This window comes from Saccharopolyspora erythraea NRRL 2338 (genome assembly GCF_000062885.1).
GTDB classification, from domain to species: domain Bacteria; phylum Actinomycetota; class Actinomycetes; order Mycobacteriales; family Pseudonocardiaceae; genus Saccharopolyspora_D; species Saccharopolyspora_D erythraea.
Map to the genome: position 1 here is coordinate 697,849 of NC_009142.1, position 16,132 is coordinate 713,980.

At 71.3% G+C, this 16,132-nt stretch carries 14 protein-coding genes; 12 read left to right on the forward strand and 2 right to left on the reverse strand.

Annotated elements, in window-relative coordinates; genetic code table 11:
* The first annotated feature begins 41 nt into the window (after positions 1–41).
* Genes SACE_RS03120 through SACE_RS03140 form a run of 5 tightly spaced genes read left to right on the forward strand, consistent with a single transcriptional unit; the run spans position 42 to position 4,342 of the window.
* Complete coding sequence (locus SACE_RS03120; RefSeq protein WP_009950042.1) at positions 42–410, forward strand: urease subunit beta; 369 nt, start codon at positions 42–44, stop codon at positions 408–410.
* Positions 407–2,134, forward strand: coding sequence for an urease subunit alpha (locus SACE_RS03125; protein WP_009950040.1), 1,728 nt, complete (start codon positions 407–409; stop codon positions 2,132–2,134). Before SACE_RS03120 ends, SACE_RS03125 begins: the two co-directional genes overlap by 4 nt.
* Positions 2,134–2,835, forward strand: a complete 702-nt coding sequence (locus tag SACE_RS03130; protein ID WP_009950039.1) for an urease accessory protein UreF — start codon at positions 2,134–2,136, stop codon at positions 2,833–2,835. Before SACE_RS03125 ends, SACE_RS03130 begins: the two co-directional genes overlap by 1 nt.
* A complete protein-coding gene (gene ureG, locus SACE_RS03135) occupies positions 2,825–3,571 on the forward strand; it encodes an urease accessory protein UreG (protein WP_009950038.1) in 747 nt (248 codons plus the stop codon). Before SACE_RS03130 ends, ureG begins: the two co-directional genes overlap by 11 nt.
* 3 nt (positions 3,572–3,574) lie before the next feature.
* A complete protein-coding gene (locus SACE_RS03140; protein ID WP_009950037.1) occupies positions 3,575–4,342 on the forward strand; it encodes an urease accessory protein UreD in 768 nt (255 codons plus the stop codon).
* A 165-nt stretch (positions 4,343–4,507) separates the two neighbouring features.
* On the opposite strand, the gene SACE_RS03145 is transcribed toward SACE_RS03140, so the two are convergent.
* The gene (locus SACE_RS03145) at positions 4,508–5,104 is read right to left on the reverse strand and encodes a TMEM175 family protein (protein ID WP_009950036.1); all 597 of its coding nucleotides are present in this window, start codon (positions 5,102–5,104) and stop codon (positions 4,508–4,510) included.
* A gap of 317 nt (positions 5,105–5,421) precedes the next feature.
* Between SACE_RS03145 and pdxH the strand changes: the two genes are divergently transcribed.
* The 4 genes from pdxH to SACE_RS03165 all read left to right on the forward strand — a co-directional run bounded on the left by pdxH (position 5,422) and on the right by SACE_RS03165 (position 10,055).
* Positions 5,422–6,090, forward strand: coding sequence for a pyridoxamine 5'-phosphate oxidase (gene pdxH / locus SACE_RS03150; RefSeq protein WP_009950035.1), 669 nt, complete (start codon positions 5,422–5,424; stop codon positions 6,088–6,090).
* Between the two features lie 170 nt (positions 6,091–6,260).
* Positions 6,261–7,583, forward strand: coding sequence for an MFS transporter (locus SACE_RS03155; protein ID WP_009950034.1), 1,323 nt, complete (start codon positions 6,261–6,263; stop codon positions 7,581–7,583).
* 119 nt (positions 7,584–7,702) lie between these two features.
* Positions 7,703–9,094: an APC family permease gene (locus SACE_RS03160; RefSeq protein WP_009950033.1), complete on the forward strand. Its 1,392-nt coding sequence runs from the start codon at positions 7,703–7,705 to the stop codon at positions 9,092–9,094.
* Between the two features lie 34 nt (positions 9,095–9,128).
* Positions 9,129–10,055, forward strand: a complete 927-nt coding sequence (locus tag SACE_RS03165; protein ID WP_009950032.1) for an aldose 1-epimerase family protein — start codon at positions 9,129–9,131, stop codon at positions 10,053–10,055.
* A 1,048-nt stretch (positions 10,056–11,103) separates the two neighbouring features.
* Here SACE_RS03165 and SACE_RS03175 read toward each other — a convergent pair.
* Positions 11,104–12,249: an acyl-CoA dehydrogenase family protein gene (locus tag SACE_RS03175; RefSeq protein WP_021341619.1), complete on the reverse strand. Its 1,146-nt coding sequence runs from the start codon at positions 12,247–12,249 to the stop codon at positions 11,104–11,106.
* 160 nt (positions 12,250–12,409) lie between these two features.
* On the opposite strand from SACE_RS03175, the gene SACE_RS03180 reads away from it, so the two are divergent.
* From SACE_RS03180 to SACE_RS03190, 3 genes are all read left to right on the forward strand, one after another.
* Positions 12,410–13,072: a TetR/AcrR family transcriptional regulator gene (locus tag SACE_RS03180; RefSeq protein WP_009950026.1), complete on the forward strand. Its 663-nt coding sequence runs from the start codon at positions 12,410–12,412 to the stop codon at positions 13,070–13,072.
* On the forward strand, positions 13,069–13,998 hold the full coding sequence (locus SACE_RS03185) for a carbohydrate kinase family protein (protein ID WP_009950025.1): 930 nt from the start codon (positions 13,069–13,071) through the stop codon (positions 13,996–13,998). The genes SACE_RS03180 and SACE_RS03185 overlap by 4 nt, the downstream gene beginning before the upstream one ends.
* 796 nt (positions 13,999–14,794) lie before the next feature.
* On the forward strand, positions 14,795–16,099 hold the full coding sequence (locus SACE_RS03190; protein ID WP_009950023.1) for a citrate synthase: 1,305 nt from the start codon (positions 14,795–14,797) through the stop codon (positions 16,097–16,099).
* Positions 16,100–16,132 lie beyond the last annotated feature (33 nt).

Sequence of the window (16,132 nt, forward strand, 5' to 3'; positions counted from 1 at the left end):
CGACCGCGGGTTCGACCGCCCGGCGAGGAGGAGCGTTGCCGATGCGACCCGGAGAGATCATCACCGGCGACGGGCCGGTCCCGCTGAACCCGGGCCGCCCGCGGGTCCGGATCACCGTGGTCAACCGCGCCGACCGCGCCGTGCAGGTCGGTTCGCACTACCACTTCGCCGCGGTCAACGAGGGCCTGGAGTTCGACCGCGCCGCGGCGTGGGGCCACCGCCTCGACGTCCCCGCGGGCACCGCCGTGCGCTTCGAGCCGGGGGTGGAGCGGGAGGTCCGCCTGGTGCCGGTCGGCGGATCGCGGCGGGTGCCCGGTCTGCGGCCCGAGTACGCGGGCGAGCTCGACGGCCGCGGCCACGAACCCACCGCGCCGAACTACGGGGAGAAAGGCCAGGGGCACTTCGAGTGAGCACACCGTCGATCGACCGGGACCGCTACGCCGAGCTGTTCGGCCCGACCACCGGCGACCGCGTCCGCCTCGCCGACACCGACCTGTTCATCGAGGTCACCGAGGATCGCAGCCAGGGTCCGGGCGGCTCCGGCGACGAGGTGGTGTTCGGCGGCGGCAAGGTCGTCCGCGAGTCGATGGGGCAGGCGGCGGCCACCCGCGCCGAGGGAACCCCGGACGTGGTCATCACCGGCGCGGTCGTCCTCGACCACTGGGGCGTGGTCAAGGCCGACATCGGCATCCGGGACGGCCGCATCGCCGGCATCGGCAAGGCGGGCAACCCCGAGGCGGGCGACGACGTCGACGACGCGCTCGTCATCGGGCCGTCCACCGAGGTCATCGCGGGCAACGGCAAGATCCTGACGGCGGGCGGCATCGACTGCCACGTGCACTTCATCTGCCCGCAGGCGGTGGAGGTCGCGCTGTCGGCCGGGCTCACCACGCTCATCGGCGGCGGCACCGGACCGGCCGAGGGCAGCAAGGCCACCACCGTCACCCCTGGCGCGTGGAACCTCGGCCGCGTCATGCGCTCGATGGACTTCATGCCTGTGAACGTGCTGCTGCTCGGCAAGGGCAGCACGATGCGCGCCGAGGCGCTGCGCGAGCAGCTGCGCGCGGGCGCGGGCGGCTTCAAGATCCACGAGGACTGGGGCGCGACCCCGGCGGTGATCGACAGCGCGCTGCGGGTCGCCGAGGAGTCCGGCGTACAGGTCGCGCTGCACGCCGACACGCTCAACGAGGCGGGCTTCTACGAGTCGACGCTGGCGGCGGTCAACGGCCGCTCGATCTCGGTGTTCCACGCCGAGGGCGCCGGCGGCGGGCACGCGCCCGACATCATCCGGATCGCCTCGGAGCCCAACGCGCTGCCGTCCTCGACCAACCCGACCCGCCCGCACACCGTCAACACCATCGACGAGCACCTCGACATGGTGATGGTCTGCCACCACCTCAACCCGTCGGTGCCCGAGGACCTCGCCTTCGCCGAGAGCCGCATCCGGCCCTCGACGATCGCGGCCGAGGACGTCCTGCAGGACATGGGCGCGATCTCCATCATGAGCTCGGACGCGCAGGCGATGGGCCGCGTCGGCGAGGTCATCATCCGCACCTGGCAGACCGCGCACGTGATGAAGCGCAAGCGCGGTGCCCTCCCCGGTGACGGGCGGGCCGACAACGCCCGCGCGCAGCGCTACGTCGCGAAGTACACGATCAACCCCGCCATCGCGCACGGCATCAGCGGGCGCGTGGGCTCGGTGGAGGTCGGCAAGCTGGCCGACCTGGTGCTGTGGGAGCCGAAGTTCTTCGGCGTGCGCCCCGACGTGGTGCTCAAGGGCGGTTTCCCCGCGTGGGCGGCGATGGGCGACGCCAACGCCTCCATCCCGACGCCGCAGCCCTGCGTGGGCCGCCCGATGTTCGGCGCGCAGCCCCGCGCCGCCGCCGCGAGCAGCATGTTCTTCGTCGCACCGGACGCGCTGGAGGCGGGCCTGCCGGACCGGCTCGGCCTGTCGACGGAACTGGTGTCCATCGACAGCACCCGCGGGGTCACCAAGCACGACCTGCCGCACAACTCGGCGACCCCGGACATCGCGGTCGACCCGGACAGCTTCGCGGTGCGCATCGACGGCGACCTGGTCGAGCAGGACCCGGTCTCGGAGGTCCCGATGGCCCAGCGCTACTTCCTGTTCTGATGCCCGGCCCGCGCTCCGGCCTCGCGGTGCTCGCGCTGGCCGACTCACGGTTCCCCGGCGGGGGCCACGTGCACTCCGGCGGTGTCGAGGAGGCCGCCGCTCGCGGTCTGGTCACCGGCATCGCCGACCTGCGCGAGTTCCTGTACGGGCGGCTGCACGGGGCGGGTGCCCTGCAGGCGGTGTTCGCCGCGGCCGCCGCGCACGCCGCGGCCCGCGGTGTCCGGCAGGAGCACTGGTTGCGGCTGGACGCCGAACTGGACGCGCGCACTCCCTCGCCCGCGCAGCGGGAGGCGTCCCGCGCGCAGGGCAGGGGAACGATCCGCGCCGGCCGGGCCGCGTGGCCCTCGCCGGAGCTTCGCGAACTGGTGGCCGCGACCCCGCGGCCACACCACCCGATCGTGCTCGGGGTGCTGGCCGCGACGGCCGGTTCCGGGCCCAGGGAGGCGGCGCTGACCGCGGGCTACCTCGCCGTCAGCGGACCGTCGTCGGCGGGAGTCCGGCTGCTCGGGCTCGACCCCTTCGCGGTCAACGCGGTGGTGGCCGAGCTGGCCAACGACCTCGACGGCATCGCCGACGCCGCCGCGTCGGCCGCCGGGCTGGACCCGGCGGACCTGCCGGCGCCCGGGGCCCCGGCCTTGGACCTGCTCGCCGAGTCGCACGATCGGCATCACCGGGAAGAGGTGCGTCTCTTTGCTTCCTGAACACCACGACCACGGCCACGAGCACGGCGGCAACGGCCACGGCCACGGCCACCGGCACCAGGTCAACTTCGACCCGACGGCCGCCGAGCCCGACCCCTACGGCGTCGCGCCGCGCGGCGGACGGGCCTTCCGGCTGGGCATCGGCGGTCCGGTCGGCAGCGGCAAGACCGCGTTGACCGCGGCGCTCTGCCGGGCGCTCGGCTCGGAGGTCAACCTCGCGGTGGTGACCAACGACATCTACACCACCGAGGACGCCGACTTCCTGCGCCGGGCGGGCGTGCTCGACACCGACCGCATCGAGGCCGTGCAGACCGGCGCCTGCCCGCACACCGCGATCCGCGACGACATCACCGCCAACCTCGACGCCGTCGAGAAGCTGGAGGAGCGCCACCCGGGGCTGGAGCTGGTGATCGTCGAGAGCGGCGGCGACAACCTCACCGCGGTGTTCAGCCGTGGTCTGGCCGACAGCCAGGTCTTCGTCGTCGACGTGGCGGGCGGCGACAAGGTGCCGCGCAAGGGCGGCCCCGGCGTCACCACCGCGGACCTGCTGGTCATCAACAAGGTGGACCTCGCCGAGCAGGTCGGCGCGGACATGGCGGTCATGGTCGCCGACGCGCACCGGATGCGCGGCGAGCTGCCGGTGATCACGCAGTCGCTGACCCGCACGCCCAACGCCCCCGACGTCTCGGCGTGGGTGCGGCAGCAGCTCGCGGCGGGGGTCGTCGTCGGTGCGTGAGTCGTGAGGGCCACCGCGGCGCTGCGCGTCGAGCTGGCCGCCGACGGCCGCAACGTCGTCCGCGAACTGCGGTCGCAGCCGCCGATCACGCTCATCCCGCGCCGCGGCGTCGCGTCGGCCGCGGGCGGCCCGGCCGTGGTGCACCTGGTCGGCTCGGCCACCTCTCCGATGGGCGGTGACCGCGTCGACCTGCGCGTGCACGTCGGTGCCGGTGCCGCGCTGCGGCTGAGCGGCACGGCGGCGACGGTCGCGCTGCCCGGTCAGCGCACCGGGCACAGCCGCGCCACCGTTCGCATCGAGGTCGAGGCGGGCGGGACCGTCGAGTACCTGCCGGAGGCGACGGTGGTAAGCGGTCGCGCCGACCACCGGGCGGACATGCGGGTCGAGCTCGCCGAGCACGCCCGCGCCCGTTGCCGCGAGGTCCTGGTGCTGGGCAGGTACGGGGAGCGCCCGGGGGTGCTGACCACCAGCACGCACGTCGTGCGGGCGGGCACGCCGCTGCTCCGGCAGCGGCTGGACATCGGCGAGCAACGGCTGGCGGCCAGCGCGGGCTACCTCGCGGGCGCACGGGTGCTGGCCGCCGAGACGGTGGTGTGGGACCACGACCCGGCGGCACCCGCCGGGGGACAGTGGTGGTCGCTGGCCCCGCTTTCCGGCGGCGGAGCGCTGGCGACGTCGGTGGCAGCCGACGCGGTCACCGCCCAGCGCGGTCTCGCCGAGGCGCTCGGCCACCACCCGGACGCCGAAGCCCTGACCCGAGAGCTGTGGTGAGGGACTGTGACCCCACTTCGCGTGGCGGTGCGGTCGCTCGCCTGGACGGCCGAAACCGGCGCCGGCAAGGGCGAAACGGCCGCTCACGTCTTCGGGGAAGTCCACAGTAGGCAGTGGGAGCACCGCGAACGGCCGTGTCCGGCGGAAATCGGACGTTGCGCCCGCTCAACCACCGCTCCGCGGATCGCGGTTGACGCGGGCTTCCACGAAGTGCCCCGGTATCAGCAACAACCAGCTCAGCATCGCCCACTGCGTGCTGACCAGGGCGAGTGGAACGGAGACCAAGAACACCCCCGCGGTGATCGCCGACGGCACGTACGCACGTGCCCTGGTGACCCCGGGCACGAAGTCGCCCTCGTGCAGGGCCACGGCCACGATCGCCACCTGTACCAGTGCGATCAAACACACGTTCAGCGCGTAGGAGATCACCACGACCGGCTCGTCGTCGTAGTCGTTGACCACCGACGACGGGAACGGCAGCAGCGCGACCAACCCGAGCAGCAGCACGTTCAGGGCGGCGACGCGCGGGCCGATCCGGTGCATCAGCGCGAAGAGCTGGTGGTGGCCCAGCCAAAGCACGCCGATCACCAGGAAGGCGATGGCGTAGCCCTGCAACGGGGGCACCATGCGGTGGAGCGCGGCGTGCAGCTCGCCGGACGGCAGCCCCTCCGGCACCCGCAGGTCGAGCGCGAGCAGCGTCGCGGCGATCGCGAACACGCCGTCGGAGAGCGCCAGGACCCGGCCGCCCGCCTCCTCGCCCATCGGCAACCCCCAGCTGTCGGACTCCGCCGCCCGGACTGCTCAGCATCCGTCCGGACGGGGCGGCGCGCAGCGCGTCCGACTCGTCCGTTTCGTCAGCGGCCGAACGAGTGTGGGTCCCCTCACTGCATCGTTTACGGAATCGATCGTGAACCATCGGCGATTCGGCAACAGTTCCCATGCCGTTTACCGTCGTACCGGTGTCCGGCGCGCCCACCACGCGCGCCCGCCAGTTCAACCCGTACCGTCCGGCGGACGACCGCCGGAAGTAGTCGAGTCGTGCCGCAGGACATGCCGGACGAGTCAGGGAGGAAGAGCGGATGTCGGAGGCGAACTCCACCCCCACGGCCACGTTGCCGTCCATGCGAGTGTCCTACGAGGCGGGTTCGCTGGACGAAGGTTCGCTCGCCGGGACCTGGCACGAGCAGCTCGCGCTCTGGTTCGAGCAGGCCGTGCACGACCCTTCGATCCACGAGGCCAACGCCATGGTGCTGGCCACCGCCGACGCCGACGGCCTGCCGTCCTCGCGGACGGTGCTGTGCAAGGGCTTCGACGCGCGGGGAGTGGTGTTCTTCACCAACTACACCTCGGCCAAGAGCCACGACCTGAAGGTGACCCGGTTCGCGGCGGCCACCTTCCCGTGGCTGGCGATGCAGCGCCAGGTCAACGTGCGGGGCACCGTGGAGAAGGTGAGCCAGGAGGAGACCGCCGAGTACTGGGCGGAGCGCCCGCGGGGCTCGCAGCTCGGCGCGTGGGCCTCGCCGCAGTCGCGGGTGGTCTCGGGCCGCTCGGCGCTGGAGTCGACTCTCAACGGCATCGAACGCCGGTTCGCCGACGCCGAGAAGGTCCCGGTCCCGCCGCACTGGGGCGGATGGCGGATCGTGCCGGAGTCGGTGGAGTTCTGGCAGGGCCGCCCCGACCGGCTGCACGATCGGCTGCGCTTCCGCAACAACGACGGCGCCTGGGTCGTGGAGCGCCTCGCACCCTGAGCGCCTGCCGCCTCTCCAGCCGTAGGTCCGAACCGACCAGCAGAGCCCCGCGACGAGCTTCGCGGGGCTCTGCCATTACCCCGAACGGTTGCGCTCGGCGGCGAGTTCGGTCACACGCCCCCGGAAACTCCGATGCTGTTAGCCGCACTAACGGCTAGGGTCCTGCACTTGTGCAAAAGCGCAGCGGCGAGGCGGTGGCGGAACGGCGGACCCTCCGGTCCCGGCTCGGCAAGGTCTTCCTCGACACCCGGCCACTACGGTATCCGGCCTACCGCAGGCTCTGGCTCTCCAACATCGTCACTTCGGTTGGTGCCCAGGTCAGCTCCGTCGCGGTGCCCAAGCAGGTCTACGACCTGACGGGCTCGTCGGCCTACGTCGGCCTGGCGGGCCTGTTCGGGCTGGTGCCGCTGCTGGTGTTCGGCCTCTGGGGCGGCGCGATCGCCGACACCGTCGACCGGCGCCGGCTGCTGCTGGTCACCAACGGCGGTCTCGCGGTGACGGCCGTGCTGCTGTGGCTCGTCGCCGCCGCGGGCGTCCCGTCGGTGTGGTTGGTACTGGTGCTGTTCGCCGCGCAGCAGACCTTCTTCGCCGTGAACATGCCCACGCGCGGTGCCGCCATCGCGCGGCTGCTGCCGCTGCACCTGCTGCCGTCGGCGCAGGCGCTGGGCACCACGGTCTTCCAGCTCGGCGCGATCACCGGGCCCCTGCTGGCCGGGATGCTGCTGCCGCTGCTGGGACTGCCGGCGCTGTACCTGATCGACGCGATCGCCCTGTGCGCGGCGCTGTGGGCGGTGCTTCGCCTGCCGCCGCTGCCGCCCAACGAGGGCGCTCCGGCCCGCGCCGGCCTGCGCTCGATCCTCGACGGCTTCCGCTACCTGACGCTGCACAAGGTGCTGCTGGCGTCGTTCCTGATGGACATCATCGCGATGGTGTTCGGGATGCCGCGCGCGCTGTTCCCGGAGATGGCCGAGCGGACCTTCGGCGACCCGCCGGGCGGGGGCGTGGCGCTGGGGCTGCTGTTCGCGGCGATCCCGCTGGGCGCCTTCGTGTTCGGCGTCCTGTCCGGCTGGCTGCACCGCGTGCAGCGCCACGGCGTGGGCGTCACCGTCGGCGTCGTCGCCTGGGGCGTCGCGGTGATCGGGTTCGGGATGTCCGACGCCCTGTGGCCGGCGGTGCTGTTCCTGGCCGTCGGCGGCGGCGCGGACCTGGTCAGCATGGTCTACCGCAGCGCGATGCTCCAAGCGGCCGCCACCGACGAGATGCGCGGCCGGATGCAGGGCGTGTTCACCGTCGTCGTCGCGGGCGGCCCGCGGCTGGCCGACGTGCTGCACGGCGCGGGCGGCGCGGTCGTCGGCACGGGGGCGGCGGTCGCGGGCGGTGGAGCGCTGGTCGTGTTCTTCGCCATCCTGGCGGTGTTCTGCCTGCCTGCCTTCTGGCGATACCGCGCTCCCCAGGAGAGCGATGAACCGGCGGAGAAAGCCAACGCTGAGTAACCGGAGGCATACGTCACGGTGGCGATGGGCGTGTTGCTGAGGCCGGGTGGCAACAACCAGTGCACTTTGTTCAGGGGTGGGCAGACAAGCGTCCACCCCAACCTGCACACTGCTCAGCTATGGCCAACGAAACGACCGTGAACGACGACGCGCCCGGCGGTGCGCAGAACCCTGGCCTCAAGAAGGTCATGGGTCCGAAACTGCTGCTGTTCTTCGTGGTGGGAGACATCCTCGGGACCACGATCTACTCCCTGACCGGCAAGGTCGCCGGCAAGGTCGGCGGCGCGTTGTGGATCCCGTTCCTGGTCGCGTTCCTCGTGGCGTTCCTGACCGCCTTCAGCTACCTGGAACTGGTCGGCAAGTACCCGAAGGCGGGCGGCGCCCCGCTGTACGTGCACCGCGCCTTCGGCGTGCACTTCGTGACGTTCCTGATCGCCTTCGCGGTGATGTGCTCCGGCATCACCTCGGCGTCGTCGGCCGCGCAGGCCTTCAGCGGTGACTACCTGGAGGCCATCGTCCCGGGAGTCCCGGCGTGGCCGGTGGCGATCGGCTTCCTGCTGATCCTGGCCGGCATCAACCTCCGCGGCGTCGGCGAGTCGGTGAAGATGAACGTGGTGCTGACCTGCGTCGAGCTCACCGGTCTGCTGATCGTCATCGTCTTCGGCGCGTTCGCCGTCTTCGGCGGCAGCAGCAACCCGGACCTGGTGCCCGACCCGAGCAGGCTCACCCAGTTCAACGCCGACACCTCGCCGCTGCTGGCGATCACCTCGGCCACCGCGCTGGCGTTCTTCGCGATGGTCGGCTTCGAGGACTCGGTCAACATGGCCGAGGAGACCAAGAACCCGGCGAAGAACTTCCCGCGCGCGCTGCTGATGGGTCTGAGCATCACGGCCGCGATCTACCTGGTCATCGCGCTGATCACCTCGACGCTGGTGCCCACCGCCGAGCTCGCCGAGTCCGACGGCCCGCTGCTGCTGGTCGTGCAGGCCGCCGCGCCGTGGTTCCCGCCGATCCTGTTCTCGGCGATCGCGCTGTTCGCGGTCACCAACACCGCGCTGATCAACATGCTGATGGCCAGCAGGCTCGTCTACGGCATGGCGCAGGAGAAGATCATCCCCAAGCAGTTCGGCGCGGTGCACCGCACCCGCCAGACGCCGTGGGTGTCGATCCTGTTCACCAGCATCATCGCGATGGTCCTGGTCAGCTTGCTGGACATCTCCGACCTCGGCAGCACCACCTCGCTGCTGCTGCTCGCGGTGTTCGCCGTGGTCAACGTCGCGGTTCTGGTGCTGCGCAAGCACAAGGTCGAGCACGAGCACTTCCAGGCGCCCACCTGGGTGCCGGTGCTGGGTGCGCTCAGCTGCGCGTTCTTCGCCAGCCCGCTGTCGGGCCGCCCGGTCGACGAGTACCTCATCGCGGGTGCGCTGCTGGGCATCGGCGTGATCTTCTGGGTGATTAACTACTTCGTCACCGGCGGGACACGATTCGACGCCGCCAAGCTCAGCAAGTAGGCCGCCGGGCCGGTGGCCGGAATACAGTGGTCACGTGAATGATCCAGTTCCCGCCACCGGCCGGCAGTTCGAGATCGCCCATGGCGCCGCGCGGGCCGTCGTCACCGAGGTCGGCGCGGCGCTTCGCGCGTTCGAGGTCGGCGGGGTGCCGTACTCGGAGACCTACGGGCCCGACGAGCAGCCGCCGTCGGCGGCTGGCGCGGTGCTGGTGCCGTGGCCGAACCGGGTCGCCGACGGGCACTGGACGCTGGACGGCGAGCCGCAGCAGCTCGCGCTCTCCGAGCCCGCGCGGCACAACGCCATCCACGGCCTGCTGCGGCACGCGCCGTGGCGGCTCGTCGAGCACGCCGAGTCCACGGTCGTGCTGCACGCGATGGTGGTGGCACAGCCGGGCTGGCCGGTGCCGCTGCTGACCTCCATCGGCTACACCCTCGACGACGACGGGCTCACCGTCACCCACACCGTGGAGAACCTCGGCGCCCGAGCCACGCCCTTCGGCGTCGGCGTGCACCCCTACCCGAGGGCGGGGCACGCGGAGACCGACGACTGCGTCCTGCGGCTGGCGGCTTCCAGCGTCCTGCCGGTCGACCCGGAGCGGCTGCTTCCGACCCGGCCACCGAGGGCGCTGCAGGGCGACGAGATCGAGTTCCGCACCGGTCGCAGGCTCGCGGGTGTCCTGCTCGACACCGCCTTCGGCGGCGCCGCGCCCGCCCCGGACGACCCGCGAGAACGCATCCGCCACACCCTCACCGACCCCACCGGCCACGGCGTCGAGCTGTGGGCGGATCCGGTGTTCAAGTGGGTGCAGGTCTACACCGCCGACGACTTCCCCGGGCGGGGCCGCGCGGTCGCCATCGAGCCGATGACCTGCCCCCCGGCCGCTCTCAACTCGGGGGAGGACCTGCTCGTCCTCCAGCCCGGCGAAACCTGGATCGCCTCCTGGGGCCTCCGCCCTCTCTGAGCAGTCGGCCCCGGCAAGCGATTCGTCAGGACCACGTGGTTCGACGTCATTTGCCGGGGCGCCCGGAAGCTCGAGTTCGAAGGCCGCGCGGAATGCACGCGGCCACTTGGGTAGGACTGCTCAAAACGCCGTTTATCAACTTTCGTTGGTACTGCGATGTGCTCTCGGGCCGATAGCGTCGTGATCGAGATGTTCGATCCGCGAAGAAAGAAACCCGGGGGCTGTGCATCGCCGCTGCTCCGCGAACTCTGCGACCGGTTCCGTGAGGATCCGAGCGAACTCGACCGGATTGGCGACGTCGACCTGTACGCGGAAATAGTTTTCAGCGGATCAGCGCTGCATGATCCGAATGGTCCGCCAGATCCGGGCGAGCAGGTCGAAGCTTCGGTTGCCGGCAAGGTGGCGCAGCGGCTCCAGCGGGGCTGGTTCACCATGGAGGGTCTGCCGTGCCCGCAGGCGCGCTACTCGGCGAGCCTCGCACTCCCCAAGTTCCGGTTGTGGGACCCGGAGGACTGGGTCGGCATGGCTTCGAAACCGCATGCTGCGTTCTGGACGTCCTCATTTCTCCCCGACGGCACGACGGCCTGGGACTGGGCAGAGTCGAAACTGGCCAAGTGGCAGCAGCGGAAACGCTATCGGTTCTTCTTCGACGAGGACGTTGCCGTCATATACACGATCGATTCGTCTGGAGGATTATCTGCGGCTCGTGCACGCGTTCCCGGTCCAAACCTCGGATGGTCGGGTGAACGTCGACTGGAGAGGAGTCGTCGGGAGTCTCGATGCGGTCCATCTTTCCGCGGGCGGTTTGCTGTACGCCGAGGGTGTTGCATCAGAGGTGCAGGGGGCGCCGACCACCCTCAGCGGGTGGGAAGCGGAGTCCACGGCGTGGCTGCGAATTCCCGCGGGCGCGGTGCTTCGCGCCGATGCGCGGGACTGACGAGACGGCCGCTCTTCCGTTCCGCGACGGACCGGCACGCACCGCGCCACCGGACACGGGCCCGCGCCACCCGGCACGCACCGCCTGCGGCCCGCGCCCCCGCCATCCCCCTCAGCTCTTCGCCAGGTGGCGGCCGATGAGCATGCGCTGGATCTGGTTGGTGCCCTCGAAGATCTGCAGCACCTTGGCCTCGCGCATGTAGCGCTCGGCGGGGAAGTCGCGGGTGTAGCCGACGCCGCCGAGGACCTGCACCGCGTCGGTGGTCACCTTCATCGCCGCGTCGGTGGCGACCAGCTTGGCCACCGACGCCTGCATGCCGAACGGCATGCCGGCGTCGCGGCGCCGCGCGCCGTCCAGGTAGGTGGCGCGGGCCGAGTGGACGACCGCGGCCATGTCGGCGAGCAGGAACTCCAGGCCCTGGAACTCGATGATCGGCCGCCCGAACTGTTCGCGCTGCTTGGCGTAGTCCACCGCCAGGTCCAGCGCCGCCTGGGCGAGGCCGACGGCGCAGGCCGCGATGCCGAGCCGGCCCGAGTCGAGCGCGGCGAGCGCGATCTTGAGCCCGTCGCCCTCGGCTCCGACGAGCCGCTCGGCGGGCACCCGCGCGCCGTCGAAGCGCAGCTCGGTCGTGGGCGAACCGGTGAGCCCCATCTTGTGCTCGGGTGTGCCCGCCGACAGGCCGGGCGTCGTGCCGTCGACCAGCAGGCAGCTGATGCCCCGCGGGCCGTCGTCGGAGGTCCGCGCCATCAGGGTGTAGAAGTCGGCGACGCCGCCGTGGGTGATCCACGACTTGGTTCCGGTCACCTCGTACGCGTCGCCCGCGCGCACCGCGCGCGTGCTCAGCGCCGCCGCGTCGGAGCCCGCGTGCGACTCCGAGAGCGCGTACCCGCCGAGCGTCCGGCCGCCGATCATGTCGGGGAGCCACTTCTCCCGCTGCCCGTCGGTGCCGAAGTGGGCCAGCGGGAAGCACGCCATGGTGTGCACCGACAGGCCGACGCCCACGGTCATCCAGGCGCGGCTGATCTCTTCCAGCACCTGCAGGTAGACCTCGTACGGCTGCTCGCCGCCGCCGTACTGCTCCGGGTAGGGCAGGCCGAGCAGGCCGGACTTGCCGAGCAGCTCGAAGACCTCCCGCGGGAAGGTGCCCGCGGCCTCGTGCCCGGCGGCGGCCCCCGCGAGCTCGTCGCGGGCCATCTCCCTGGTCAGGGCGAGCAGGTCGGTTGCTTCGGGGGTGGGAAGCAGGCGGTCGGCAGGCATCACGGTTCGCGCTCCTGGTGCCGGGTGCGGCAACGACGTCGACACCGGGAGCGATCAACATCGATACCGAAGACTGTACTGTGGGACTCTCCAGAGTACTGACCGTCGGCCCGGAGGGGAATCGCTCTATGGCGGTACCGGGCTGTGGCAGTCTCAGGCGATGACCACCTCCGACCGCTCGCTCGCAGGCGGGCCGCGTCCCAGGCAGGCGGGAACGCGGCAGGTCAGCGCCCGGCGGGCGGAACTGCTCGACCGGCTGCGCGACCTGTTCCTGGCCGAGGGCTTCGCGCACCTGACGCTCGACGACCTCGCGGGCCGCCTGCACTGCTCGAAGTCGACGCTGTACACGCTGGCGGGCAGCAAGGAGCAGCTCGCCGTGCGCGTGGTCGGCCACTACTTCAAGACCGCGACCGCCTTCGTGGAGGGCCGCGTCGAGACGGTGACCGACGTCCGCGACCGCATGCGCGTGTACCTTGATGCCGCAGCAGAGGCGCTGCGGCCGGCATCCCGCGAGTTCATCGAGGACATGGCGGCCAACTCCGCGACCAGGGCCACCTACGAGGCCAACGCGCACGCCGCGGCGGACCGCGTCCGCCGCTACATCCGGGACGGCGTCCGCGAGGGCGTCTTCCGCGAGGTGCACGCCGCGCTGGTCGCCGAGATGGTCGGCCGGACGATCAACGGCATCCAGAGTGGCGAGATCGGTGAGCGCACCGGGCTGTCGGACGCGGAGGCGTTCGCGGCGCTTTCGCAGTTCCTGCTCGGCGGCCTGTCGGCGGAGCAGGGTGACAACGGGCGCGACCACAGTTCGGAGGAAAAGTGATCGTCATCGGCGGAGAGGCCCTCGTCGACCTCGTCCCTGATCAGTCCACCGCGGACGGCGAGCTCGGGCCGCTGCACCCGCGGCTGGGCGGCGGCCCGTACAACGTCGCGATCGCGCTGGGCAGGCTCGGCGTGCCGGTGGGCTTCTTCGCGCGCGTCTCCACCGACCAGTTCGGCGACAAGCTGGTCGAGCGGCTGCACGACTCCAATGTGGACACCTCGCTGGTGCAGCGCGGCCCGCAGCCGACGACGCTGGCCGTGGTGGGGCTGGCCGAGGACGGTTCGGCCCGCTACAGCTTCCACACCGCCGACACCGCGGTGCGGTTCGTCGAGGACCGGGAGCTGCCCGCCGAGACCTCGGCGGTCGCCTTCGGCACGCTGGGCATGGTGCTGGAGCCCGCCGCGTCGGTGTACGAGAAGGTGCTGTTCCGCGAGGCCGAGCGCGGCCGGTTCGTCGCCCTCGACCCCAACATCCGCGCCGACCTGATCGAGGACCCCTCCGCCTACCGGGAGCGCTTCGCGAGCTGGCTGCCCGCCGTGAGCCTGCTGAAGGTGTCCGAGGAGGACGCCGAGTGGCTGGCCGGCGGCGAGGACCTGGCGACGGCGCTGCGCCGCTGGCAGCAGGCCGGTCCGGCGGCCGTGGTCATGACCAGGGGCGCGGAGGGGCTGTCGGTGCTCACCGCCTCCGGCGAGCTGTTCGAGGTGCCCGGCGTGCGGGCCGAGGTCGCCGACACGATCGGCGCGGGCGACACCGTCCAGGCGGCGCTGCTGGGCTGGCTGCACCGCAACGACGCGCTTTCGGTCGACGGCGTCCGCGCCCTCGGCCGTGAGGACTGGGAGCGGGCGCTGCGGTTCGCGGCGGCGGCCGCGGCCGTCACCGTGTCGCGCCCGGGCGCGGAGCCGCCGTTCGCCTCCGAGGTGGACTGAGCGCGGACCCGGACAGCCTCGTCCGGGTCGAGCCAGGGCTCGTGGGGTCGAACGTGTGCGGGCGGGTGCGCCTGCCCCCACACGTTCGCGCCCGACCGCTTGTCAGCCCCGCTCCGCACGTTCGCGCCCGTTTCGAGGCGGCCACTGGCCCGGACGGCCGAGACGCGCGGTGCCGGGGAGCGCGGAAATGACCGGCGCCTCGCGGGCGACCCGCTGCGCGCCGTCGGTCCTCGATGGCCGTCCGATGTGACGGGAGCGGTACCCGGCGTGCCCGCACTTCCGCCCGGGGTGACCGTCGCAGCCTCTCCGCGACGTCACGGTGAGCGACCACGCCCGACTGCCTTCGTCGCAACCGCGCGGCGACCGCCGGAGACACGGCTGAGCTGAACGCACCACGACACTTTCGGGCGTACGTGCGTGTGTGATGCCACCGTTATGGTGTCGGGCACGCTCGGACGCCTGGACGAGTGCGGGTACCCGCCAACGGAGGCGCGCACTGGTCACAGCGGTGGTCTGAACCGGTTTCGGAGGGTTGAAATCGGGGCATGCCGAACGCGTGCGATCGATGTGATCGTGGTCCCACCTGCCCAAAAGGCCAAACCCGATTGCTGCGCGAGGGCCCTCCTGCGGTCTAGCGTGACTACCGACAGGACCCCAACGGGGTGGTGCTGCGGCGGTTCGGACACCCCGGCCGGCGCATGTGCGCGATCGACAACGCAGCCCGGACAGCACGGCCGCCCGGGGCGCGGGTCGTCGGCGACGCAAGCCGCCCCTGACGAGCGCGAGAGGTTCCCGAATGCCCGACGACGCGACCACCAAACGTACCGTCGCGCTGCGCTACGACGGCGGCGAGCATGAAATGCAGGTGACGCAGCCCACCGAGGGCGCGCCTGGTGTGGATCTCGGCAAGCTGCTGGCCCAGACCGGTTTGGTGACGTTGGATCCGGGATTCGTCAATACGGCGGCCTGCACCTCCGACATCACCTACATCGACGGTGACGCCGGCATCCTGCGCTACCGCGGTTACCCGATCGAGGAGCTCGCGGCGAAGTCGAACTTCATCGAGGTCTCCTACCTGCTGATCTACGGCGAGCTGCCGACCCAGCAGCAGTACGAGGACTTCGCCGAGCGGATCCGCAGGCACACCCTGCTGCACGAGGACCTCAAGCAGTTCTTCGACGGATTCCCGCGCGACGCGCACCCGATGCCCGTGCTGTCCTCGGCGGTCTCGGCGCTGTCCACCTTCTACCAGGACAGCCTCAACCCGTTCGACGCCAACCAGGTCGAACTGTCCACGGTCCGGCTGCTGGCCAAGCTGCCGACCATCGCGGCCTACGCCTACAAGAAGTCCGTGGGCCAGCCGTTCCTCTACCCGGACAACTCGCTCGGGCTGGTGGAGAACTTCCTGCGGATGACCTTCGGCTTCCCGGCCGAGCCCTACGAGGTCGACCCGACGCTGACCCGCGCCCTCGACCTGCTGTTCATCCTGCACGCCGACCACGAGCAGAACTGCTCGACCTCGACCGTGCGGATGGTCGGCTCCTCGGAGGCCAACCTGTTCGCCAGCATCTCGGCGGGCATCAACGCCCTGTTCGGGCCGCTGCACGGCGGCGCCAACAGCGCGGTGCTGGAGATGCTGGAGGGCATCAACCGCAACGGCGGTGACGTCGACTCGTTCGTCAACCGCGTCAAGAACAAGGAGCCGGGCGTCAAGCTCATGGGCTTCGGGCACCGGGTCTACAAGAACTACGACCCGCGCGCGGCGATCATCAAGAAGACCGCCGACGAGGTGCTCGGCAAGCTCAGCGCGAATGACCCGCTGCTGGACATCGCGCTCAAGCTGGAGGAGAAGGCGCTGGCCGACGACTACTTCGTCGAGCGCAAGCTCTACCCGAACGTCGACTTCTACACCGGCCTGATCTACAAGGCGATGGGCTTCCCGACGAAGTTCTTCACCGTGCTGTTCGCGCTCGGCCGCCTGCCCGGCTGGATCGCGCACTGGCGGGAGATGCTCGAGGACCCGGCCCGCAAGATCAGCCGACCGCGCCAGGTCTACACGGGCCAGGCGGAGCGGTCCTACACGCCGATCGCTCAGCGCTGAGGTGACGACCGGCGCTGACCCGGTCTGAATCCT